21 protein-coding genes and 1 tRNA gene are annotated in these 23358 nt (G+C 47.4%); 12 read left to right on the top strand and 10 right to left on the bottom strand.

The genetic code is table 11. The features are described from left to right. Positions 1 to 114 precede the first annotated feature (114 nt). The 5 genes from CRO03_RS09330 (at position 115) to CRO03_RS09310 (ending at position 5080) form a co-directional block, all read left to right on the top strand. Positions 115 to 483 carry a hypothetical protein gene (locus tag CRO03_RS09330; protein WP_097111370.1) on the top strand — a complete coding sequence of 123 codons (369 nt, stop codon included), beginning with the start codon at positions 115 to 117 and terminating at the stop codon, positions 481 to 483. Positions 484 to 534: 51 nt separating this feature from the next. After that, positions 535 to 2643, top strand: coding sequence for a protein-disulfide reductase DsbD family protein (locus CRO03_RS09325; protein WP_097111369.1), 2109 nt, complete (start codon positions 535 to 537; stop codon positions 2641 to 2643). After that, the gene (locus CRO03_RS09320; protein WP_097111368.1) at positions 2627 to 3154 is read left to right on the top strand and encodes a protein disulfide oxidoreductase; all 528 of its coding nucleotides are present in this window, start codon (positions 2627 to 2629) and stop codon (positions 3152 to 3154) included. The genes CRO03_RS09325 and CRO03_RS09320 overlap by 17 nt, the downstream gene beginning before the upstream one ends. A 15-nt stretch (positions 3155 to 3169) precedes the next feature. After that, positions 3170 to 3910 carry a DsbA family protein gene (locus tag CRO03_RS09315; RefSeq protein WP_097111367.1) on the top strand — a complete coding sequence of 247 codons (741 nt, stop codon included), beginning with the start codon at positions 3170 to 3172 and terminating at the stop codon, positions 3908 to 3910. Between the two features lie 198 nt (positions 3911 to 4108). Continuing rightward, positions 4109 to 5080 carry a GGDEF domain-containing protein gene (locus CRO03_RS09310; RefSeq protein WP_097111366.1) on the top strand — a complete coding sequence of 324 codons (972 nt, stop codon included), beginning with the start codon at positions 4109 to 4111 and terminating at the stop codon, positions 5078 to 5080. Between the two features lie 84 nt (positions 5081 to 5164). Here CRO03_RS09310 and CRO03_RS09305 read toward each other — a convergent pair whose 3' ends face one another. Both CRO03_RS09305 and CRO03_RS18620 read right to left on the bottom strand, forming a co-directional pair. After that, the gene (locus CRO03_RS09305) at positions 5165 to 6298 is read right to left on the bottom strand and encodes an EAL domain-containing protein (RefSeq protein ID WP_097111365.1); all 1134 of its coding nucleotides are present in this window, start codon (positions 6296 to 6298) and stop codon (positions 5165 to 5167) included. Between the two features lie 82 nt (positions 6299 to 6380). After that, a complete protein-coding gene (locus CRO03_RS18620; protein WP_281256387.1) occupies positions 6381 to 6512 on the bottom strand; it encodes a PAS domain-containing protein in 132 nt (43 codons plus the stop codon). 92 nt (positions 6513 to 6604) lie between these two features. Between CRO03_RS18620 and CRO03_RS09295 the strand changes: the two genes are divergently transcribed. Both CRO03_RS09295 and CRO03_RS09290 read left to right on the top strand, forming a co-directional pair. Beyond that, on the top strand, positions 6605 to 6859 hold the full coding sequence (locus tag CRO03_RS09295) for a diguanylate cyclase (RefSeq protein ID WP_097111660.1): 255 nt from the start codon (positions 6605 to 6607) through the stop codon (positions 6857 to 6859). 126 nt (positions 6860 to 6985) lie between these two features. After that, complete coding sequence (locus CRO03_RS09290; RefSeq protein ID WP_097111364.1) at positions 6986 to 7693, top strand: substrate-binding periplasmic protein; 708 nt, start codon at positions 6986 to 6988, stop codon at positions 7691 to 7693. A gap of 43 nt (positions 7694 to 7736) precedes the next feature. On the opposite strand, the gene CRO03_RS09285 is transcribed toward CRO03_RS09290, so the two are convergent. From CRO03_RS09285 to CRO03_RS09265, 5 genes are all read right to left on the bottom strand, one after another. Continuing rightward, a complete protein-coding gene (locus CRO03_RS09285; RefSeq protein ID WP_097111363.1) occupies positions 7737 to 8132 on the bottom strand; it encodes a VOC family protein in 396 nt (131 codons plus the stop codon). 37 nt (positions 8133 to 8169) lie between these two features. After that, positions 8170 to 8439, bottom strand: a complete 270-nt coding sequence (locus tag CRO03_RS09280; RefSeq protein WP_097111362.1) for a hypothetical protein — start codon at positions 8437 to 8439, stop codon at positions 8170 to 8172. 324 nt (positions 8440 to 8763) lie between these two features. Then, a tRNA-Leu gene (locus tag CRO03_RS09275) sits at positions 8764 to 8850 on the bottom strand. 123 nt (positions 8851 to 8973) lie between these two features. After that, the gene (locus tag CRO03_RS09270) at positions 8974 to 10023 is read right to left on the bottom strand and encodes an alkaline phosphatase D family protein (RefSeq protein ID WP_212682400.1); all 1050 of its coding nucleotides are present in this window, start codon (positions 10021 to 10023) and stop codon (positions 8974 to 8976) included. 123 nt (positions 10024 to 10146) lie between these two features. Further along, entirely contained in the window at positions 10147 to 12462 is a 2316-nt protein-coding gene (locus tag CRO03_RS09265) for a TonB-dependent receptor domain-containing protein (protein ID WP_097111360.1), read from the bottom strand. A 296-nt stretch (positions 12463 to 12758) separates the two neighbouring features. Here CRO03_RS09265 and CRO03_RS09260 point away from each other — a divergent pair, with 296 nt between their 5' ends. After that, positions 12759 to 13262, top strand: coding sequence for an RDD family protein (locus tag CRO03_RS09260; RefSeq protein WP_097111659.1), 504 nt, complete (start codon positions 12759 to 12761; stop codon positions 13260 to 13262). A gap of 12 nt (positions 13263 to 13274) precedes the next feature. On the opposite strand, the gene lptG is transcribed toward CRO03_RS09260, so the two are convergent. Both lptG and lptF read right to left on the bottom strand, forming a co-directional pair. After that, on the bottom strand, positions 13275 to 14342 hold the full coding sequence (lptG, locus tag CRO03_RS09255; protein ID WP_097111359.1) for an LPS export ABC transporter permease LptG: 1068 nt from the start codon (positions 14340 to 14342) through the stop codon (positions 13275 to 13277). A 1-nt stretch (position 14343) separates the two neighbouring features. After that, positions 14344 to 15450 carry an LPS export ABC transporter permease LptF gene (lptF, locus tag CRO03_RS09250; protein ID WP_097111358.1) on the bottom strand — a complete coding sequence of 369 codons (1107 nt, stop codon included), beginning with the start codon at positions 15448 to 15450 and terminating at the stop codon, positions 14344 to 14346. A gap of 227 nt (positions 15451 to 15677) precedes the next feature. Here lptF and pepA point away from each other — a divergent pair, with 227 nt between their 5' ends. Genes pepA through CRO03_RS09235 form a run of 3 tightly spaced genes read left to right on the top strand, consistent with a single transcriptional unit; the run spans position 15678 to position 20521 of the window. Further along, on the top strand, positions 15678 to 17186 hold the full coding sequence (gene pepA, locus CRO03_RS09245; protein WP_097111357.1) for a leucyl aminopeptidase: 1509 nt from the start codon (positions 15678 to 15680) through the stop codon (positions 17184 to 17186). Continuing rightward, complete coding sequence (locus CRO03_RS09240; protein WP_097111356.1) at positions 17186 to 17635, top strand: DNA polymerase III subunit chi; 450 nt, start codon at positions 17186 to 17188, stop codon at positions 17633 to 17635. The genes pepA and CRO03_RS09240 overlap by 1 nt, the downstream gene beginning before the upstream one ends. Positions 17636 to 17650: 15 nt before the next feature. Then, entirely contained in the window at positions 17651 to 20521 is a 2871-nt protein-coding gene (locus CRO03_RS09235; RefSeq protein WP_097111355.1) for a valine--tRNA ligase, read from the top strand. An 89-nt stretch (positions 20522 to 20610) separates the two neighbouring features. Here the strand turns inward: CRO03_RS09235 and CRO03_RS09230 are convergent, their stop codons facing one another. Next, positions 20611 to 21414, bottom strand: coding sequence for a THxN family PEP-CTERM protein (locus tag CRO03_RS09230; protein WP_097111354.1), 804 nt, complete (start codon positions 21412 to 21414; stop codon positions 20611 to 20613). A 404-nt stretch (positions 21415 to 21818) separates the two neighbouring features. Here CRO03_RS09230 and CRO03_RS09225 point away from each other — a divergent pair, with 404 nt between their 5' ends. Then, entirely contained in the window at positions 21819 to 23282 is a 1464-nt protein-coding gene (locus tag CRO03_RS09225; protein WP_212682398.1) for a Na+/H+ antiporter NhaC family protein, read from the top strand. Positions 23283 to 23358 lie beyond the last annotated feature (76 nt).

Genomic DNA, 23358 nt, shown 5'->3' with positions numbered 1-23358 from the left:
AACGACAGCTGTATTAAATGTACAGCTACTCTGTTAATCTTGCGCCAACGAAATTTATAATCAGATACTATGCTCTATATACTCAGCCAAAAAATTCAGAACAGTCGTGTCTTTATGACACTGCTGTTTTGCATTTTTTTATCGTGCTGGGCGCATAATGCATGGAGTGGCAATAGCTTTTCTCAACTTAGTATTGCTGCAGCCCAAGCAGAGACTGCTGAAAGCCTGTCTCAAGCTGATACTTATAATAGTAATCACACCTCTCAGACCGGACTAAGCCAGTCGGCAAAAGCCGACAGCTGTGACAAAACCTCATGTTTGCTTAAACAAGTCCAACTCGATTTGCCGGATATTTTACCATTTCTGATTATCGTGTTGGTGCTACTTGGCAACGCTTATCATGTCCAATTGCCGCTCAAACTCAAACCACAATGGCGCCCGAAAAGGCGCACCCACTCACTGTTTTGTTGCTTCCTGGAATAGATAACGCGGTTTTTCACACCTCGTTTTAATCTTTTTTCAGGAGAAAATTATATGTACAACGTTTATTCGCTCTGGCGTAAGCCATGGGTGTTGATTGGGCTTTTGTGCGGTTTGCTTTTTACAGCAGATACGCTGGCAAGCCCTCCCAGTACGGGTTGGCTGACAACAACTGAAGCCCCCCATTTATCAGTAAAATTAACCCTTACCGGCCAGTATGATGCTGCCTCAAGGGTGTTGCCAGCGACATTACAAGTGCAGTTAGCCGACGATTGGAAAACCTACTGGCAAGCCCCGGGGGAAGGAGGGGTTGCGCCGTCATTGCAGTGGTCTGAATCAGAGAACCTGAAAAACTTGGATTGGTTCTGGCCTGCGCCGTCACGCTATCAGGTACAGGGTTTCGCAACCCAGGGCTATCAAAACAGTGTAACTTTTCCGCTGCAGCTGCAACTTGCGCCCGGGGCAACCAGTGGGGTATTACAAGGGGTACTGACAATGCCCAGTTGCACCACAGTATGCCTGCTGACGGACTTTGCTTTAGAGCTACCATTTGATTTAACCACCTTGCAAGCCAATGAAGAGCAGGTGTTTCTGTTTAGCCAGGCCATGAGTAAAGTACCGCAAGCTTTTGCCGGCGTGCAGATACAGCAGGCTGGGTTAACCGCTAATCCCGGGCAAATCCTCATTCAGATGACACGAGAGCATACCTGGATAACGCCTGAGATTTTTATTCACAGCAACGACGATGCGTTGGCAGATGTAGTTTACCAGGTTGCAGTGCCCAACGTGTCCGGAGCAGATCTCAGTGTCATGATCACCGCCAGTCACTGGCTCGATTTACCTACTCTGGCGGGAAAAACGCTCACTATCACCATTACCGATCAGGATTTTGCTGCGGCATACCCGGTAACCTTAACAGCATCAACTTTAGCGACTACAGACAGTGCTCCATCGCTTTTGTTAATTTTGCTGTTGGCTCTGGCCGGCGGCCTGATCCTGAACATTATGCCCTGTGTGCTGCCGGTAATTGGCATTAAATTACAAAGTCTGCTGCTTAGTAAGCCGCAACAGACCAGCACAATCAGAAAACAATTCCTGGCTTCAGCACTGGGCATAGTGGCATCATTCTGGCTGTTGGCCATCGTACTTAGCCTGCTGAAATGGTCAGGTGAAAGTATTGGCTGGGGTATTCAGTTTCAGAACCCTTACTTTATTGGTGTGATGATCCTGGTGACCTGGCTGTTTACCCTGAATCTGGCTGGCGCTTTCGAATTACGTTTACCGGGTGCTTTGGGCACCCGGGCCGCAACCATAGGTAACAACAGCTATGCCGGCCACTTCTTGCAAGGCATGCTGGCAACGGTATTGGCAACACCTTGTACTGCACCGTTTCTTGGCACCGCAGTGGCGTTTGCCCTGTCGGCGGATATCGCCACCATTTTGTTGATCTTTACCGCGCTGGGTATCGGTATGGCATTGCCCTGGTTACTGCTGGCCGCATTACCTCAATTGTCTGGCTGGTTGCCCAAACCAGGCCGCTGGCTCTACTGGGTTAAGCCAATATTTGCAACCATGATGTTTGCTACCAGCATCTGGTTACTAAGTTTACTAACACCCTTTATTGGCAAGCTGGCATTTGGCTTGTTGTTAGTCGCTATACTGCTGATCACCCTCTTTGTAATGGCCAGAGCTTTTGGCCTGAAGATAGTGCTGTATCTATGCAGTGCACTAATACTTCTTGGCGCAGCCACCGGCGTGGTATTGCAGCTTAATGCCCCAAGCTGGCAACAAGTATTGCCTGCCGATCACACTTGGCAAACACTGTCTGAGCAGCGCATTCAAACCGCTGTCGAGGCTGGTAACCTGGTATTTGTTGATGTCACCGCTGATTGGTGTATTACCTGTAAGGCCAACAAAATAGGAGTCATGCTGCAACAACCAGTTCATGACGCCCTGGCGGCCCCCGATGTGCTGCGGTTACGCGGCGACTGGACAGTCCGAAACCCGGCTGTTAGCCAGTATTTACAAAGCAACAATACCTTCGGCGTCCCTTTTAATAAAGTGTATGGTCCTGCTGCCCCTGCAGGTATTGCCCTACCCACCCTGTTAACGACCGACGCTGTAATTCAAGCAATGGAGCAAGCACGTGACCACACAAAATAACGAGGCTAACCCATGGCACCGCCGTGCAGTTAAGCCATTACTATACCTGGTATTGATGTTCACGCTGGTACTGGCGCTCGACTGGTATCGAAACCAACAGGTGCCAGAGCGCTTGCCTGAGCATCAGCAGCTTATTGATCTACTCGGGCAAGAGCATAATTTGCAGAGCCTGAGTCAACAAGGCCCGGTATTGGTCTATTTCTGGGCGACCTGGTGCCCGATTTGTCAGCTTACTTCGCCAATAATTAACAACTTTAACGATAAATATCCGGTGGTCAGTATTGCGCTGCGATCGGGCAATAACCAGAAATTGCAGCAATACATAGCAGCCAAAGGCTATGAATTTCCGGTTGTAAACGATCAGGATGGCCACCTAACCGCCCAATGGCAAGTGGGCGCGACGCCAACAATAGCCGTGGTCGAAAATGGCCAGATTGTCTCGGTAACCTCAGGGGTTACCACTTCCTGGGGTTTACACGCCCGTCTTTGGTTTTACCAGTATTTTAACTAACATAAGGTTGTATCTATGAAAACATTTCTCATAATTTTTTGCATGCTGGGGCTTATGCAATTGAGCGCCGTAAATTCTTTACATGCGCAAACTTTAACCGCACAACAACAGCGTGAGCTTAATGCAATTAATACCACGCTTAAATCTAACCCACAGCTGATAAGCAGTATGCATAAGGGGCTTAATAATTATCTGACACAGCTAACTAAACAGGACGCGTTGCTAACCGAGAACCGGGACTGGCTGTTTAATAATTCTGTCCATCCCATTCTGGGTGATGCAAAGGCGGCGCATAAAATTATTGTCTTTACTGACTATGACTGTCCTTACTGTAAACGGCTGGAACCTGAACTTGAAAAACTGATAGCGAAACATCCATCAGTGCAGGTAATCAATATTCTGGTACCGCTGCGCCAGCAGCAACCCGCTGGTGCGCAAACCAGCTCAGCTTTATTAGCACTGGATTTATGGCGTAGCCACAAAACAGAATTTGACGAGGCGCACCAACTGCTGATGAAAAAGTCAGGGCTGCACACTGCCGCCTCGTTACAACAAATTGCTGAGCTAACCGCCAGTACTGCTTTTTTATCCGCGTCGGCTCAAAGCAAACAGATTATTGAGCGTAATCTTGCAGTTTTTACTCAGCTGGGCCTGCGTGGTACGCCAGCAATTCTAATTGGTGACCAAGTGATCCCAGGCTTTGTTACCCTCTCTACGTTATTAGAAGTAACAGAGAAACAGTTTTTATTGAAGTAACAACTGTCGCTGGTGCGAAAGCGCCAGCTTTTCTTACCAGTTATCCGCCTGCCGCTGTTTTACTTATACGAATCCATGCGACAGCAACGTTTAATTGCCACTCCACGCATGTTGCAATAATTTGTTTCCTTTGTCGCTACACTGTCTGTTAATGTAAGCTAAGATTGTTGTTAAAAACAGTAAAGAAACGGCGCAAAAATGGACTTTATCAACGAATTACTGAATGGCGACTTTATGCCACATGGTCATTGCTTGCTGTGGCGTACCGACTTACTGATCCTGCATGTTGGCGGTGATCTGCTGACATTTATCGCTTATATGCTGATTCCTCTGGGCCTGATCCGGCTGGTCAGGGCGCGTGACGACATGCGGTTTGACTGGATGTTTCTAATGTTCGCCGGCTTTATTTTTTTCTGTGGTGCCACTCATTTTCTGGGCGTCGTTAATGTGTGGCATGGTTATTATTATATTCATGGCATTATCAAATCAGCCACCGGTTTAATCTCTATCAGTACCGCTATTTTGCTCTGGTACCTGCTGCCTCAGGCAATCAGCATTCCCAGCAAGCGCAATATGCAAGCCAAAATTGCCGAACTTACCCAAGCCGAAAAGCAACTGGCGGAATCAAATCTCCGGCTGGAAGCCGAGGTAAAAAAGCGTACTGCGCAACTGGAGAAAATGGCAACCACAGATGAGCTAACGGACTTAATTAACCGCCGCGAAACGATGCGGGTGCTCGATATAGAAATATCACGTGCCAGCCGTCAGCACGCGGCGCTGTGTATTATGATGCTGGATTTGGACTATTTTAAGGCCATCAACGACACCTTCGGCCACCAGATTGGCGATAAAGCACTGAAAATCGCTGCAGATTGCTGCAAGGATCAACTCAGAAAAACCGATTACGTCGGCAGAATTGGTGGCGAAGAGTTCCTGATTATTTTGCCCGACACCGATATCGACAGGGCTACCGAATTGGCAGAGCGCATTCGGTTATCGTTACAGCAATACACTACTGCAAACAACGATATTCCTGTCTGTACGGTCAGTATTGGCGTGGCGCCATGCCGTAAAACCGATACCTCAGCCAGTCTGATTCAACACGCTGACGAAACGCTATACAAAGCAAAAGCAGCCGGGCGTAATAAGGTGTGTCGTGCATCGGACTGAACTTACTCATCTTAGAAGCTGTAATTGCATAAGCCCCTGAAAAAACTAAAAAAGCCAAAGTAGCTATTCAGATTAACTGTAAGCTCACAACCTTCTTGCCGCCACTTTTAATGGTGTAACCGAGGCTTGTATGTCTCTCAAACGCTGCTGACTAACTTGCTGCTGATACAGCGCTGGTTTGCCGAACAAATACCCTTGTAATAAGTCGACTTTATTATCAATTAGCCATTGTGCTTCAGCCGTGACTTCAATACCTTCAGCAATAGTAGTAATACCATTAGTTTTAGCGATATTGATTAAGCTCGATACGATATTTTGCTTAAAGGTATCGATATGGATATCCCGCACCAGCTCCATATCGATTTTTACATAATCCGGGCGGATTTTTTGTAGCAGGTTTAAACCTGACCAGCCAGAGCCAATATCATCCATCGCCACCTGAAAACCGGCGTTGCGATAAAACGCCAAAATGCCTTTCAGGTGATTCAAATCACTGGCTTTGTTAGTTTCAGTTACCTCAAACACTATATCGGCCGGTTTTAAACCCAGCTCGTAAATAGAGGCGGCAGTAGATCGCAAACAATATGATGGGTCATAAATACTTGATGGATCAAAATTTATAAACAGCTTACCCCTTAGTTTAGCAGCAGCAAAATGCTGAACTGCAGAACGTCGGGCCACTAAATCCAGTGAAAATAGCAAGTCAGACTGCTCTGCTAACATAAAGGCCAGCTGTGGTGGCACTATGGCATTGTTATCATCACGGACTCTAAACAAACCTTCGTGTGAATAAATCACCGGAGTCTGCAGTGCAGTTTGGGCATGCACAATAGGCTGAAACCAGGTTTCATAGCGCTCTTGCTCAATACTGTTAATCAACCACTTTGCTTTGTAGCGATTAATTAATACATCAAACGTGGTAATCCGTGCCGTGGCTTCTATATCAGGCTGCTGAGCAGTTGCCATAGTGGTAACTTTAGTACCAGCAAGCTCTGTTTGTTCCAGTACGCCATTCAACGACGTTAGAAAACTCTCTATAGTATTCGACGGTATCTTGGCTGAGATACAGTGAGTGCTTTCCTGCCTGGCTTCAAAATTTTTAGAGCCGTAAAATCGGGCAAGCTTACCAAAGGTCTCAGTGGTCGGCACAAATACCCAAAAATAGGTTACCTGTTCAAAAAAATAATCGTCTACCGACTCACAATCTGCGCAATACATAAGATAATCCTAAAAGAATTTTCAGTTAAACGTTGAGACTGATAATCCAGATTACCAATAGCTAAACTATTCTGATAAACAACTACTCGCCACCATAAACCGGCAACTGCTGATTTACCCAGTAAGAATCGCCAACCATAGCTTTTTTCATATGCACTTTTACGCGGGTGGGTTTCATTTCGTAATCAAAGGTATATTCGAACATAGTATTCAAATTGCCATTTTTTACACCATCATCAAAACGGCCTTTAAATTCTTTGCTACTGATGTAAGGATCACCTCAGAAAAACCGATTATGTCGGCAGAATTGGCGGCGAAGAGTTCCTGATTATTTTGCCCGACACCGATATCGACAGCGCTATCGAATTGGCAGAGCGCATTCGGTTATCGTTACAGCAATACACTACTGCAAACAACGATATTCCTGTCTGTACGGTCAGTATTGGCGTGGCGCAATGCAGTAAAACCGATACCTCAGCCAGTCTGATCCAACACGCTGACGAAACACTATACAAAGCAAAAGCAGCCAGTCGTACTAAGGTGTGTCGTGCCACATCCTGAAGACCAAGTAGCAATCAGCTACAGAAATCAGTGATTGCCGTGATGCTGGTAATAAATTAAAGTACTTCTTAAACAATAACATAACGATAGAACGCTCTGGTCATCACCGGTTATCAGGTAGTAATAATGCGCATAATGCTTTTGTTGATGTTTATCTTGTCATGGCAGGTAGCTGCAAAGTCCAAAACATTACGAGTGGCTGTTAATTTTGGTCCCCCCTGGGCATTTTATCAGGAAGGTAGCGGTGTAACAGGCATAGATGTTGAAATTATCCGCCATATTCTTAGTTCGCTGGGTTATGAAAGCGAATTTCACCTGCTTGGCTATAGCCGGTTAATCAAAGAGTTTAATGAGGGTAAGTACGACGTGGCCAGTCCCGCTGCCTTCACCGCTGAAAATGGCTATCTAACTAAAAATTATCAGCCATTTCATGATGTTGCTGTATCGTTGAGAAAACACAAACATCGCATTGATACCATCGCAGATTTAAAAGGCAAAAACATCATCGCCTATCAATTCGCCCGTTCAGTGCTGGGTGATGAATTTGACCAGGCGGTAAATGATGCAAATTACTTAGAAGTGGCGGAACGGGAACTACAGTTAAAACTACTGGTAAATGACAGAACCGATGTGGTGATTGGTGAGCGACGATTATTAAACTATATCATGCAACAGCATTTCCCTGATAACAAGCTGACAGTTCACCCAATATTTGTTGCCAAGTCCTATGGCGCAATTATTAAAGACCCGCACCTGCAGCAACAGTTCGACCGTGAGCTGCTTAACATGCAGGCTAACGGCGTTTACCAGCAAATACTCAGCAAATGGCCTTAAGTTAAGTGTTGCGGGCAATACTACGTCAGCTGCCAACGCTTATCTACGTCATCGAATGCAAGCCGATTAAATTGCCTTCAGTGTCCCGCACTACGGCACAAAAACCATGTTCACCAATTGGCATTTTTGGCTGGTGAATGCTGCCACCATTGGCCCTAGCGCGTTCTGCCTGCACCGCGCAATCCTCGCAGCCAAAATACACCAGCGTACCACCGCTGCCAGGCGTATAACCCGCCATTTTAACCAGGCTACCGCCTGCACCGTAGTAACTCATGCCGTTTTCTTTATCCATCGGAAAGAACCACATCTCCATCTCAACTTCCGGCGTGGGTGTTGGCATATGTTCAAGTTCTATCTCAAATACTGTCTGATAAAACGCTTTAGCCCGCGCCATATCGCCTACGTAAATTTCGAAATGCACTACCGGGTTAAATTTCATCGTTTATCTCCTAATCTGCTGTCTTGCCGGACCCAGGTCATCCCCGCCCCCGTCTCTGGTCTTCTTCAGGTATATAATCAGGGCCGCCCCAGCGACAGGCAGTGCGGCCCGACGATGTGGCCTCGAGTTCTGGTTGCGGGTCAAGCTGGCGCTTCAGTTCAATGATCTCTTTTAACATCTCGCGCATAGCATCCCTGTTCCAGTCTATCTGCCACTGCTGATCCCGATTCTGTCGCACCAGCGACAACACCAGCATTGCCAGCACCAAAACACCTATCCCGGTAATTATACTCAAGTTCAAATCCATTTAGCTGCTCCGGCGTCCACATTGACTTCCTACCCATAATAGCGACAGCTCAAACGCAAGGCAATAAAAAAGCTGCTGGTCTGGCGGCTGGAATTGGTCTATGTCATTGTTATCCGGTTAGCGACTTCCGGCATAGCGAATACGCAGATCACAGATAAGCTAAGGGAGTTATTAAACTGTCAGACAGACTAGGCCCTGGGCAGCAGGTAACTGAGTAAAACAGGCAATAACTTTGATGGCCATTAAAAAGCATTCGCTTTTATGACTGGTTTGATGATTGGAATTAATTATAAATTTACTAAGTAGTTGCTAACTATCAAGTATTGGTGCCTAGGGCCGGACTCGAACCGGCACGTTATTTCTAACGGTGGATTTTGAATCCACTGCGTCTACCAATTTCGCCACCCAGGCACAGGGGGAAATGCATAAAGCATTGGCATTATACGATGCTGCAAAGGGTTAGCAAGTGCTTTTATGACACTTTGTTTTAATTAGCTTTTAATTGGACAAAATAGCAGCAATCGCAAATTATTATCAAAGATTCTGAGCAGTCAGATTAATGGTTAACGTTTCCACAGCAACATAATCGCCTTGTTTATTTTTGAATCCTAAGGTTAGGTTTGCTATTTTTTCCTGCCAGGTTATTTCAATTAGTCCATAGTTATTTTGATAGTAGCTTGGACTTATCCGATAGTGGTTCGGACTCACATCTTTCCATTTTTCGCTTAAACCTGAAGATGTCACCTCAATCAGTTCAATCTGACCAAGCGTCTGTTTAGAAATCTCTGCCCAGTGGGTATCGCCACTGATCAGGAGAAGATTATCCAGGGATAAATCAGATACTAAACTAAATAGCCGCTCGGTGTCATACGGATAGTTTTTCCATGCTTCCCAACCCGTAAACGTTGCCAGAATTTGTAGGCTAGATGCTATTATTTTTATATCTGCTGGTTTTTTTAATTCGTTCTCAAACCATAACCATTGCGTGTTGCCCAACATCGACCTTGTCGCTGTTGGATCTGGAAGATAGGGCCCCATTTTTTTGGCTTGCCTGTCGCTTCGGTAGGTTTGCTCATCTACCGCACTGATCGGGTCGCGATTAAACCTCAGGTCGGGGAATATGATCTGAATTGTTCTGCCAGCGGGTCCATTCAGCATTACAGAATGATAAATACCGTCTTGTTGTTTGCGGCGGGGATCACTCTGAGCAACTTGCCAAAAATTTAAAAATGCCTCAGCGGATTGAAACTTAAAGTCAAACTCTTTACCGCTGTCATTTTTGCCAAAATCATGGTCATCCCAAATAGCATAAAATGGGGTGGTTTCGCGTAACGCTATAAAGTTCTTGTTGTTTCCTAACTTTTTATATTTTGACTGCAGCACGGCAATATCATCAGTATCACCATAAATGTTATCTCCTAACCATAGCATTGCCTGGGGCCGTTCAAGCGCAATAGTTGCCAGAATATTGAGCGGCTTGTCCTGATGGGCGCATGAGCCAAAGGCAATTTTAGTGACGTCTTGCGCCAGGCAAGGTTGAACCGCCATTAACCACATCAGCCCTAATGTTGTACTTAATCGCATGAGTGTTTCCTTATGTTTGCAAAATCTGACTCGTGCTCGTAAGCAACACGGGTGCGACCAATATTTATGATAAGAAAAAAGCGCAGAGTTTTTACCCTGCGCTTGGTATACACATCCTAAATCTTAGAATGTTGCAGTAACATTAAATGAGGCCGTTCTTGGAGCGCCTATCCAACCCGCACCAGGCGCTATTGTGCCCAGATAGCTGGTGTCGAATAAATTATTGATCGTAAGTCTCAATTGCACATCAGTTTCAGCAATTTTCGACGCGGTACCAATGTAAAAATCAGTTACAGTGTAACTGTCGACTTCCGCGCTGTTCTCCTGATCAAGTGGGCGCTTACCTACATATTTAGTACTCACCCCCGCAAAGTAATCGTCTTGCTGCCAATCCAGCGTAAGCACAGCCATATTTTCAGCAACGCCCAATACTTTATTCCCTTTAATGGCCGCATCAGTGTACTCTGAGTCATTAATGGTTAATGATGAATAGACCCGCCAGTTAGCATTCAGCGCGTAATCTACTGAAGCCTCAAAGCCACTGGATTCAACACCACCGTCGTTGATATAACCACCGGCAGCTGACTCTAAAAAGTCGATACCCGTAACCGTTTCACTACTTATAAAGGTAATACGATTATCAAATTTAATTTGGTAGTAGGTAACACCGGCATTAATACCATTGCCAGAATAACGCAAACCTAAATCAAAGTTATCGGTCTCTTCTGGTTCAACAAAACTTACATCTGCATCATCACGTTCAAGAACCACATCTTTGACTGCGGCAAAATTTTGCGCAAAACCACTGAAAATCTCTAAATTTTTGTTAACTGGTACCACAATACCAATATTGAGTAACAGATCAGAATCGGAAGATACGTCAATATCATTAGCACTATTGAACAGGTCATCCTTTGCGACATCAACATTGAATTGCTTCAAGCCGAGTTTGACTAAAGCCGCACCAAAGTCGATTTCATTTTGAACATAGTACATTAAGGTATCAGTCGGAAATTCACGATCATACTGCACCCAGTAAGGTGTATTGTCGTATCGGAAACCGGTGCGGCTATCTATAATTTTATGCCAGTCACGATATTCACCGCGATCAACATCTTCATACCAAAAACCACCGCGCAACACGTTGTCAAACTCAGCAATTTGAGTCTCCCAGGTAAAGTCACCGTTAATACCAAGCCGTTGTTTCTTATAATGGGTATGGCGATACGAGCTTACAGGAATGGCGCCGGCCTGATAGCATGCCGGATCATACTGTGCAGCGCCGCCACCGTACGGAAAAGTTAACGAGCTAACGCAGCCAGCGTTAGGTGTTAAAGTGGCACCTGCTTGATTAACAAAAAAGATTTGCCCTAAAAATGGGCCACCGAAAACTGTCTGAGGAAGCAACTCAGAGTTGGCGTTTCCTGCACCATCGTTCGTAACTTCGACAAGATACGGTGGGATCCAGTCACCTCGTCCCTCATTATCGTGATAATACACATTGGTTTTAAAGTCGACACTGCCCATTTGCCATTCGGCTTCCAGGTAGCCGAATAAATTTTCCCTTAAAGTTGACCAGCCGCGCCGATATGCCTGATCAATATAGGGAATACCAGTCCATTCACTGGTTAGCTGGTCCCATGTCGGCTCCTGAGCAAATTGCGCTAAGCCGTAAATCCGTTGGTAATTGTCTTCGTGAGTGTCGTCATATGACAAATACCCGGTTATTTTGGTGTCACCAATCATACTGATTACTTTAGCAGCGAAATGGTCACGGGTATTTTCTGCCGCCTGATCCATCCAGTCACTGCTGTTCTGGGTTGACACGCTTAACCAGGCAAAGGTGTTGTCAAAAATTTCACCGGAATTTAAGCGGACAAAAAACTTTTGGGCATCAGACTCACCCAAACTCAGACTTGTTGTAATTTTTTTATCGTAGTCAGGATCAATTGTTGTAAAGTTTAGCGTGCCACCCAGCGCTTCATTTGAGCGGGAAGCAATATCTGCAGTGCCCTGTGACACTTCAACCAGGGCTAAATTTTCCGAATCGATATATCTGTTGGCCTTTGCACCGCCACCATAATTTGAATTGCCGTTCGCAATTCCATCGATAGTAATACCAATTTGCTGCTGGCTTAAGTCAACCTGAAATCCGCGAATTGAGATAGACGTTGACCAGTCATCCGCACCAAATGCATCACCTTCGTTAATTAAAACCCCGGGAAGATTATCAATAACAGCCAGTACACTGGTCATATTGGACTGTTGATTTTTCATGCTTTCATCAACAATATTATTAGCGTAGGTTGCTTTTTTGCCGACGATAGTAATTGACTCTATCTCGGCTTCTGTTGTGGTATCAGCAAAACTTAAGCCTGGCGCGCACAATACAGCTGATATCAATACGGATAAGCATTTTTTTTTAGTTGTCACCGTCATTTATAGATCCTTTGGTTATATTGTATTTTGCGGACGTAAATTAGCTGTAAAAAATGAACCTAAACGAACAAAAAAATGAATATATAATGATATTTTTGCGTCTAAATAATGAAAATGGCATGTCACTTTCATGACAAAGAGTGATTGCGATAACAGCTTCAACCGGTTTAAAGCGTGGTTAATAAGTCACCGGGAATTAGCCTGCAATTTATGATAACCATTAAAAAGCCTGGCCCGGGATCGTAAAAATGCGCGGCCGTGTTAAACTTGTGCAAGTTTTGAAACAGGACCTTTGTATGCTTGCCAATGCCCCCCGTGCCGGTTTTGCCCGCCGTTTAGCGGCTATAATTTATGATGTGCTGGTGTTAGCAGCGCTGGTAATGCTGGCCGCTGGGGTGGCGATGTTGCTGGTACAGCTGCTGGCTTGGGCCACTTTGGTTAACTTGAGCGGTTACAGCGACATAGCCGATTATTTAAATACCGGACTGCGCCGCTGGTTTTATTTTGTTTACCTGATTGCAGTAATTCTCAGTTTTTACGTCTATTTCTGGTGTAAAGCCGGCCAGACCCTGGGTATGCGGGCCTGGCGTATTGTCGTGGTAAAACAAAACGGCTTGCCGCTCACCCCTTTGCAGGCGTTAGCTCGGGCCCTATTGGCATTTTTTGGTTTAGGTAATTTCTGGTTGTGGCTGCGCTGGGGTAAGGGCCTGGCGTTACAGGACCAGCTTACCGCCAGCCAGATGGTAGTAATAAGTAAAGAGCATAGTAAAAGCCTGAACGTGCACCAGCGCGCCCGTTAGACGATTTACTGGCTATACCTTTTTTCGCATAAAATATACTGCCAGTGCCATAAACAGCAGGCTGGGCAGCATGGCACCAGCCAGCGGTGGTAACTGATACACCAGGGCCAGCGGGCCGAACAGTTCGTTGCTCATAAAAAAGCCAAAACCGGTTAAAATACCCAGCAGCACCCGGGCAGCCATGGTCACGCTGCGCAGCGGCCCGAAAATAAAACTGAGCGCCAGCAATAACATGGCAGCAACCGACAATGGTTGCAGCACTTTACGCCAATAGGCCAGTTCATAGCGACTGGCTTCCTGATCATTTTGCTCCAGGTATTCAACGTACTGCGCCAAACCGGTCAGCGACAACATTTCAGGTTTTATGGTCACGACCCCCAGTTTGTCGGGGCTTAAACTGGATTGCCATTGCTGTTCCGGCAGGTTGTTTCGTATTACCCGCTCCGGGCTAAAAGTTAACTCGGTTACGTCTGCAAGCCGCCAGCGCTCGTTACGATATACCGCACTGCTGGCACTGACTACGGTTTCAAGCTGCAGGTCACTGCCAAATTGGTAAATGGTCAGGCCGGATAAATTACCGACGTCGTCTACTTCTTTAATATTGACAAAGCTATCACCATCTTTGGCCCAAACACCCTGGCGGGCCGCAAACAAATTACCATCGGAAATCGCTTTTATCCGCAATTCCCGCGCTGCACGATCACTTACCGGCGCGCCCCACTCTGCTACTGCCATCACCACTAACACCATGATAATAGCTGACTTCATAACCGAGCCGATAATATTTAAACGCGATAAACCGGCAGCCTGCATTACTACCAGCTCACTACTGCTGGCCAGCATGCCCATACCTATCAAGCCGCCAATCAGCGCGGCCATTGGGAAAAACAGCACGAAATCGCCCGGCATACTGTACAGAGTGAAAAGTGCCGCATGCACCATGTCATAGTAGCCGCGGCCAATAGAACGCATCTGGTCAATAAAACGAAACAGTGCTGATAACGCAACCAGCACACTCAGGGTGAGCGCCGAGGTTGCCAGAATAGTACGGCCAATGTATAAATCGAGAATTTTCAGCATATCAGGCTCGCCCCGCTAACCTGGCACGAAAACGCTGGGCACCGGCCCGGTTTCGCAGTATCAGAAACACACCCAGCAGCAAGGCGCCACCATGCAGCCACCACATCCCCAGCTCAGCCGGTATTTTGCCATCTTCCAGCGCAGAGCGGCCAATAATTAATAGCGCGTAGTAACCCAGGTATAACAACAGTGCGGGCAGCAAACGACCAAACTTTCCTTGCCGCGGGTTAACCCGGCTCAGCGGCACGGCAATAAGAGTAAGGATCGGAATGGATAACGGGATTGCGATACGCCAGTGCCACTCGGCTATGGCTTCAGTGCTTTGTTCCTGCAGCAGTAAAGGCGTACTTAGACTACTGAGTTTGCGCCGACGCTGCTCGACTTGTTGTTCACGCAGCTGAATTTGATAGCGGCCGAATTCTGTCACTTCATAGGCTGGCGAGCGACCATCACCGGCATAACGGCGGCCACGTTGTAATTCCAGCATCTGCGCACCGGTGGCAGCGTCTTCGCTTACTGCGCCCGTCTCAGCATAAACAATGGCGTGCTGAGCACGCTCACCCTGTAGTTCAGTTTGTGCCACAAATACCCGTGCTAAATTATTGCCAGAGCGACTGATCTCCTGCACAAATATTACGGCTTGTTCATTGGCAGTGTGCTGAAACCGGCCCGGCACCAACGAAAACAATCCGACATTACTGTCTGCTTTTTCCAGCAACTGATATTCACGCTCGGTAGCCCAGGGGCTGAGATACAAGGTAACACTGCCGGCTAATATCGCCATTACAACCGATAACAGCAGAGTCAGACGGGTAACATACCACTCACTGACCCCGGTAGAGTGCAATATCGTCATCTCACTGTCGGCATACACCCGGCCATACGCAACCAAAATACCCAGAAATGCACTTAATGGCAGAATAATTACCGCAAGCTGGGGTAACTTCAGGGCAACGATGCTCATCACCAGCTGCCCAGGTAAATCGCCCTCGGAGGCATCAGCCAGAATCTTCACAAAGCGCTGACTGATAATAATGCTGGTCAGAATAACAAAGACAGCCAATTGGGCGCGAAAAACCTCCCCAATCAGATAGCGAAAAATAATCAACAATGCCCCCTAAAACCTGTCTTTTTGCTGGAAACCTGGCAATTTTTAAGTAAACTTGATATTTATAGCAATTATTATCAGGCAAAGTACCGGGAAAACCGAGCTTTTTTCTCAATTCGCGGTAGAATTCAGCCATGTAAATAGCTGGCGCTATAACGTAATGACAATTGTTAACGACTATATGTTAACGGCTATAGTAGCACAGTCTCTTAGAATCAGGAGTAAGTATGGAGTTCAGCGTTAAAAGCGGAAGTCCGGAAAAACAACGCAGCGCATGTATTGTTGTGGGCGTGTACGAACCACGCCGTCTTTCCGCGGTAGCAGAGCAACTGGATAAAATCAGCGAAGGCTATATCAGCAATTTGTTGCGCCGTGGCGACTTAGAAGGCAAGCCAGGCCAGATGCTGTTATTACACCATGTGCCTAATGTGTTAAGCGAGCGGGTATTGTTGGTTGGTTGCGGCAAAGAGCGTGAGCTGGACGAACGGCAGTATCGGCAAATTATCGCTAAAACCATCAGTACCCTGAATGAAACCGGCTCGATGGAAGCCGTGTGCTTTTTATCAGAGCTACATGTTAAAAGCCGCGATACTTACTGGAAAGTGCGCCATGCGGTGGAAACCACCCAGGACTGCCTGTACGTATTTGACCGTTTAAAGAGCAAAAAAGACGAAACCCGCCGGCCACTACGTAAAATTGTGTTTAACGTGCCGACCCGGCGCGACTTAACCATTGGCGAGCGTGCGGTAGAGCAAGGCCTGGCCATCGCTGCAGGCATTAAGCAATGTAAAGATGTTGGCAATATGCCACCTAATATCTGCACCCCGGCTTACCTGGCGGAACAGGCGCAGGCATTGGTCGAATTATCAGATAAAATCAGTGTTGAAGTGCTGGGCGCAGAAGAGCTGGCCAGCCATGGCATGAATTCCTACCTGGCGGTTGGCCGGGGTTCAGTTAATGGTCCGAAGATGTCGGTCATTAAATATAACGGCGCCGGCAACGACAGTGCGCCTATGGTGTTAATTGGTAAAGGCCTGACGTTCGACTCCGGCGGTATCAGTTTAAAACCAGGCGATGGCATGGACGAAATGAAATACGACATGTGCGGTGCAGCCTCTGTACTTGGCACCATGCACTCGGTTATTGCCCTGGGTTTACCTGTAAATATCGTCGCTATTCTGGCCGCAGCTGAAAATATGCCCGATGCCAATGCGTACCGGCCAGGTGATATTCTGACCACCATGTCAGGCCAGACCGTTGAAGTATTAAACACCGATGCCGAAGGTCGCTTAGTGTTGTGTGATGCCCTGACGTATGCAGAGCGCTTTGATCCGGAACTGGTAATAGATGTTGCCACCCTTACCGGTGCTTGCGTGATTGCCCTGGGCAAACACGCCTCTGGCCTGCTCAGTAACCACAACCCGCTGGCCCACGAAATTCTTAATGCGTCAGAACAAAGTGGTGACCGCGCCTGGCGCCTGCCATTGTGGGATGATTATCACGAACAGCTGGAAAGCCCCTTTGCAGATTTCAGTAATTTAGGCGGCCGCGCCGCAGGCACTATCACCGCAGCCTGTTTCTTATCGAAATTCACCCGCAAATATAACTGGGCTCACCTGGATATAGCCGGCACAGCCTGGCGCAGTGGTGGCAAAGACAAAGGCTCTACCGGCCGGCCGGTAGCATTATTAACCCAGTTTTTAATTAACCGGGCTGGCCACAACCAGGATCACTGATGGCGGTTACCTTTTATGTGCTGGCCGATAGCCAGTTGTCAACAGAGAATGAGCTGAGCGACCCGCCAGCTCATTTTACTTTGGCATGTCAGCTGTGCGCCAACTTTTACCGCGCTAACCAGCGGGTTTTTGTTTATACTGCCAGCCAGCAAGATGCCGAGCTTATCGACCAGCTGTTATGGCAGTTTGAGGCAGACAGCTTTGTACCGCATAACCTTAGCGGTGAAGGTCCGGCACGTGGTGCGCCAGTCGAAATAAGCTGGCAAACGCCGAAGCAAAGCCGTCAGGTATTAATTAACCTGGCGCCGGATATGCCGGCTTTTGCCAACCGGTTCGCCGACATTATCGAATTTGTTCCGGCTGAGGCTGCTGCCAAATCGCAGGCGCGGGAACGTTATAAGCAATATCGTCAGTCGGGTATTACCCCTGCTACCGTCAATGCCGACTGAACAACAGGTACTCTCATGGAAAAAACATTTAATCCCAGTCAGATAGAACAAGCCATGTACAGCGCATGGGAAAGCAAAGGCTATTTTAAACCGGCCGGTGATACCGGGGCCGGCAGTTACTGCATTATGATCCCACCGCCAAATGTTACCGGCAGCCTGCATATGGGCCATGCTTTTCAGCAAACCATAATGGATGCAATGACCCGCTACCAGCGGATGCGCGGCAAAAATACCTTGTGGCAGGTTGGCAGTGACCACGCCGGTATCGCAACCCAGATGGTAGTAGAGCGGCAATTAGCGGCGGCTGGCTTACCAGGCCGGCACGAGCTTGGTCGTGAAGCCTTTATCGAAAAAGTCTGGGACTGGAAAGCTGAATCCGGTGGCACTATTACCTCACAAATGCGTCGTCTCGGTAATTCAGTCGACTGGGAGCGGGAACGCTTTACCATGGATGCAGGCTTGTCTGAAGCCGTGCAGGAAGTGTTTGTTCGGCTGTATCAGGACGATTTAATTTACCGTGGCAAACGGCTGGTCAACTGGGACCCGAAACTGCATACCGCTATCTCTGATCTGGAAGTGGAAAATAAAGAGCAACAGGGCCATATGTGGCACCTGCGCTACCCGTTGGCCGATGGTGCACTAACCATCGATGGTAAAAACTATCTGGTAGTGGCCACAACCCGGCCGGAAACTATGCTGGGCGACACTGCCGTGGCGGTAAACCCGGCTGATGAGCGCTATCAGGCGTTAATTGGAAAACAAGTGCTGTTGCCGTTAGTTAACCGCCCTATTCCAATTATCGCCGATGAGCATGCCGATAAAGACAAAGGCACCGGCTGCGTAAAAATTACTCCGGCTCACGATTTTAACGATTATGAAGTAGGTAAACGTAACCAGCTGCCGATGATCAACATTCTGACCCAGGATGCAACTATCCGCGCTGACGGCGAGTGCTTTCATAGCAACGGTGAGCTGAACCCGGCAATGACTGCCGCCATTCCGCAGGCGTACCAGGGGCTGGACCGGTATGCCGCCCGTAAGGCCATCGTCGCCGCTTTTGAACAGGCTGGTTTGCTGGAAAAGGTTGAAAACTTAACCAATACCCTGCCTTACGGCGATCGTAGTGGCGTGGTCATAGAGCCGTTACTAACTGATCAATGGTATGTTCGGGTAGCGCCGCTGGCTAAAACCGCCGTTGAAGCGGTTGAAACCGGCCAGATTGAGTTTGTACCCAAGCAATACGAAAACATGTATTTCAGCTGGATGCGTGACATTCAGGATTGGTGTATTTCCCGTCAGTTGTGGTGGGGCCACCGCATTCCGGCATGGTATGATAATGACGGCAAGGTGTATGTTGGCCGCACCGAGCAGGAAGTACGCGACACTTACCAGTTAGCTGCCGACTTGCCCTTACAGCAAGACAATGACGTACTGGATACCTGGTTCAGCTCAGCATTGTGGACTTTCTCTACCCTGGGCTGGCCAAAGCAGACTGACGATTTAAAAACCTTTCATCCGACTGACGTACTGGTAACCGGCTTTGACATTATTTTCTTCTGGGTTGCCCGGATGATCATGATGACCATGCATTTTATTAAAGATGAAAATGGTATACCCCAGGTACCGTTTAAAACCGTTTATGTTACCGGGCTTATCCGCGATGAAAACGGCGACAAGATGTCAAAATCCAAGGGCAATGTCATCGACCCGCTGGATATGATTGACGGTATCAGCCTGCCCGACTTACTGGCCAAGCGCACCAGTAACTTAATGCAGCCTAAACTGGCCGAAAAAATTGCTAAACAAACCGAGCAGCAGTTCCCGGATGGCATTACCGCCAGTGGTACTGATGCCGTGCGTTTCACCCTGGCATCACTGGCCTCTACCGGCCGTGATATAAACTGGGATATGAAACGGCTGGAAGGCTATCGAAACTTCTGCAACAAACTGTGGAATGCCAGCCGCTATGTGCTGATGAATACCGAACAGAAAGATTGTGGCTTTGGCAGCGAGCCGAAAGTGCTGTCGCTGGCCGATAAATGGATTTTGGCGCAATACCAACAAACGGTAAAGCAAGTTAGCCAGTATATCGACAGTTATCGCTTCGATTTAGCTGCAAACACCTTGTATGAATTTACCTGGAATCAGTTCTGCGACTGGTATTTAGAGCTAACCAAACCGGTGCTGTTTAAAGGCACTGAGGCTGAACAGCGCGGTACCCGCCATACTCTGCTAACCGTGCTGGAGAGTTTACTGCGCCTAATGCACCCGATCATGCCGTTTATTACCGAAACAATCTGGCAGTCGGTAAAACCGCTGACCGGAGCTGTTATTGATGGCAATAAGGCAGACAGCATTATGCTGCAAGCCTACCCGCAGTTTGATGAAAGCCTGGCTGATGATACGGCAATGGCTGATTTAGAATGGTTGAAAGCCGTTATTACTGCTATTCGGAATGTGCGTGGCGAAATGAACATCGCCCCCAGCAAGCCACTAAACGTGCTACTGCGTAATCTGAATAATGAAGAGCAGCGCCGCTTGCAGCAAAACCAGAACTTTTTAATGGTAATGGCAAAGCTGGATAATATCACTGTATTAGATAGCGATGAAAAAGCACCGGCCAGTGCGACGCAATTGGTTGGCAATATGGATTTACTGATCCCCATGGCAGGCTTAATTGATAAAGAGGCTGAGCTAAGCCGGATTGCTAAACAACTGGAAAAAACTAATCAGGAACTGGCGCGGGTCAGCGGCAAATTAAATAACCCGGGCTTTGTAGCGAAAGCGCCCGAAGCCGTACTGGCAAAAGAGCGGGCCAAACAAACCGAGTTAGAACAGGCTGTGACCAAGCTGCAGGCTCAGCAGGCAGAAATTACTGCCCTTTAGTTACAGCGCCTCTCAGAAAAAAACCGGAGCAAGCTCCGGTTTTTTTGTTTTGTGTTTAACTAAAAATTAGTTGCACACTTAATTACTCACTATTTTTTAACAGAACGGCGACGACCGAACGCTCTTAAGCCTAACAAGCCCAGACCGAACAAGCCTAACATCGCTGGCTCAGGTACGTTTACCGGGCGGGTAGTAATAAGGAAGCCGAACTGTGCAGGGGTTAAAGTACTCTCAGGTGTGGTAAAACCTAAACAACCATTTGCTACACCTGCTCTGGCACAAGTCGCATTATCAAGTGGAGTCAAATTACCTGATAATTCAACAATACTTAAAAAGTAAGTTACGCCATCATATACGAACTCGCTATTTAACGCTCCAAACTGAATGACAAAAATGTCATCACACACAGTCGCACTTGGAAAGTTACAAGGGGTTGTGTTTGGCGTCTCGATAAAATCGACAAAGAAATTAGTCATAAAGGTTGGCGCAGCAGGACCTGCTGGATCAGTCGGTGTCAAATCCAACGTCGTTAAAACACCAGCAGTCAGCAATGTGCTGAAACTGGCAGAGAGTGTGTTGTTGTAATGCGTTATGGTGTTGGTTGGCGCAGGCATCATATTATTGGTAAAAACATTACCCGCTGCCGGTGAGTCACTAATTTCCAAACCACTACGAGAATTCTGAGCGTTCTGAGAGGTATCGGTATGATCACCACCAGCCGCCCCCCAACTAATCAGCGAATCGTTTACAATTTCATTAGCGTTGCCACCACTGAAAGTTGCACCGGTCCATTCTGTAGTAACATTATAAGTCCACTCAATCACTGCTGCCTGAGTAAATGGCGCAACCAGTAGAGCGGCACCCGCCAACATACCCTTCGTTAATTTGTTCATATTAAATCTCCTTGTTGGAACAAACGGGCGAATAACCGCTAATATTCGCATTCCCTATACATAAAGCATTAATCAGGCCAGTTTTTAAACCACTGTTTTTAATATAATTTAACATTTAGACCAAATCTTGGTGTAAATTTTCATGACAATGACTCCAGACCCGGGAAAGGCGAATACTGCTTCTAGCGCTGCTAAGACAATTTTCTGGTGGAAAACTATATTTTTGATATTATTGCGCCGTGGTTTTTTACACGCTGAAAACCAGCACTACTTTATGCCTGATAAATTTTAAAAATTAAAAAATGCGCTCCGTTGCCCTGGTTTATCTGCTGCAACGGTTTATCAACCTGGCTCCGGTATGCGGAGCTTTTATTTGAGACTTAGAAATGTCAGCAGATAACCAGATGGACAGTATTGCCGAACCTGTTGCTGCCGCGGTCGAAGCGGCCGCTGCTGTTTTACAAACAGAACCTTCCGCCATCAGTCTTATCCCACCTTTGGTGGTTATCGCCTTTGCGGTCTGGCTGAAAAGGCCAATTCTGGCGCTGATTCTGGGCGCCGTGGCCGGACTTTTACTGATAGGCAGCCCGAAAGACGCCCTGTTCAATCTTGGGGAAACCTCAGTCAGGGTGATGCAGGATGAAACGATCGGCTGGTTAATTTTAGTCTGCGGTGGCTTCGGTGCATTAATTGCGCTGTTGGTACATACCGGCGGAGCTTTTGCCTTTGGCCGGATGGCTCAGCAATATGCCAGTGGCCGCAAGCCATCATTATTAATGACCTATTTTCTGGGTATTGTTATCTTTATTGATGACTATTTAAACGCGCTCACCGTTGGTGAAACCATGAAGCGCATCACTGATAAATATAAAGTATCGCGCGAAATGCTGGCCTACGTAGTTGACTCTACGGCTGCGCCTATTTGTGTGCTGGTGCCTATTTCCACCTGGGCGGTATTCTTTGGCGGGTTACTGGTAGCCAATGGTGTGGCGCCGGATACCGACCCTAACGGTATCAGCACGTATATTTCAGCTATTCCCTATATGCTGTATGCCTGGCTGGCCATGCTGATGGTGTTGCTGGTTATTCTGGGCATTGTGCCACTGTTTGGGCCGATGAAAAAAGCTGAACTGGCAGCACTGAGTGCACCGGCAATTGACGAAGCAACTGCTCCGGTAATTGCCGCACGCGCCAGCCACGGTGCCGATGAATTTGCGATGCAATCGTTTGAACAGGAAATGCAGCAAAGCGACCGCACCCACGGTAAATTACACAACTTTGTGCTACCGATGCTGATGCTGGTTGGTTTTACTATCTGGTTTGATGCCGAAATCTGGCCGGCGCTTATTTTGACATTTATCCTCACTATCCCGATGTATATGGCGCAGCGGTTAATGCCGTTTGTTGAGATGATGGAACTGATGATGCACGGCTTTAAAACCATGCTACCGGCCATTTGTACCGTTATTGCTGCCTTTACGTTTAAAGATGTCTGCGATCAACTCGGCTTGCCGCTGTATGTTATTGAGAACCTGGCGCCTTATATGAACGCGCAGATGTTGCCGGCACTGGTGTTTCTAGCGATGGCGGTGCTGGCTTTCGCCACAGGTTCCAGCTGGGGTATTTTTGCAGTGTCTATTCCGATTGTTATGCCACTGGCGTTCGCGGTAGATGCCAATATTCCACTGGTAATAGGTGCGCTGTTATCAGCCAGTTCTTTTGGCAGCCAGGCCTGTTTTTACAGTGATTCAACGGTACTGGCCGCACAGGGCTCAGGTTGTAACCTGATGAGCCATGCGCTAACCCAGTTCCCCTATGCTTTAATAGCAGCGATTATTGCCTTTTTTGGCTTTATTGCGCTGGCTTGATACTTGAAGCTATTTGGCAGGGGGCTTAAGCGTGAGACTGGAAACCCGATTTGGTTGCCACAGAGTGTCTGAGTGA

The sequence above is a fragment of the Arsukibacterium tuosuense genome (assembly GCF_900215315.1).
In the GTDB taxonomy this organism is placed as follows: domain Bacteria; phylum Pseudomonadota; class Gammaproteobacteria; order Enterobacterales; family Alteromonadaceae; genus Alishewanella; species Alishewanella tuosuense.
The sequence above is the reverse complement of the archived record's forward strand: the minus strand, read 5'-3'. Positions and strand labels throughout refer to the sequence as shown.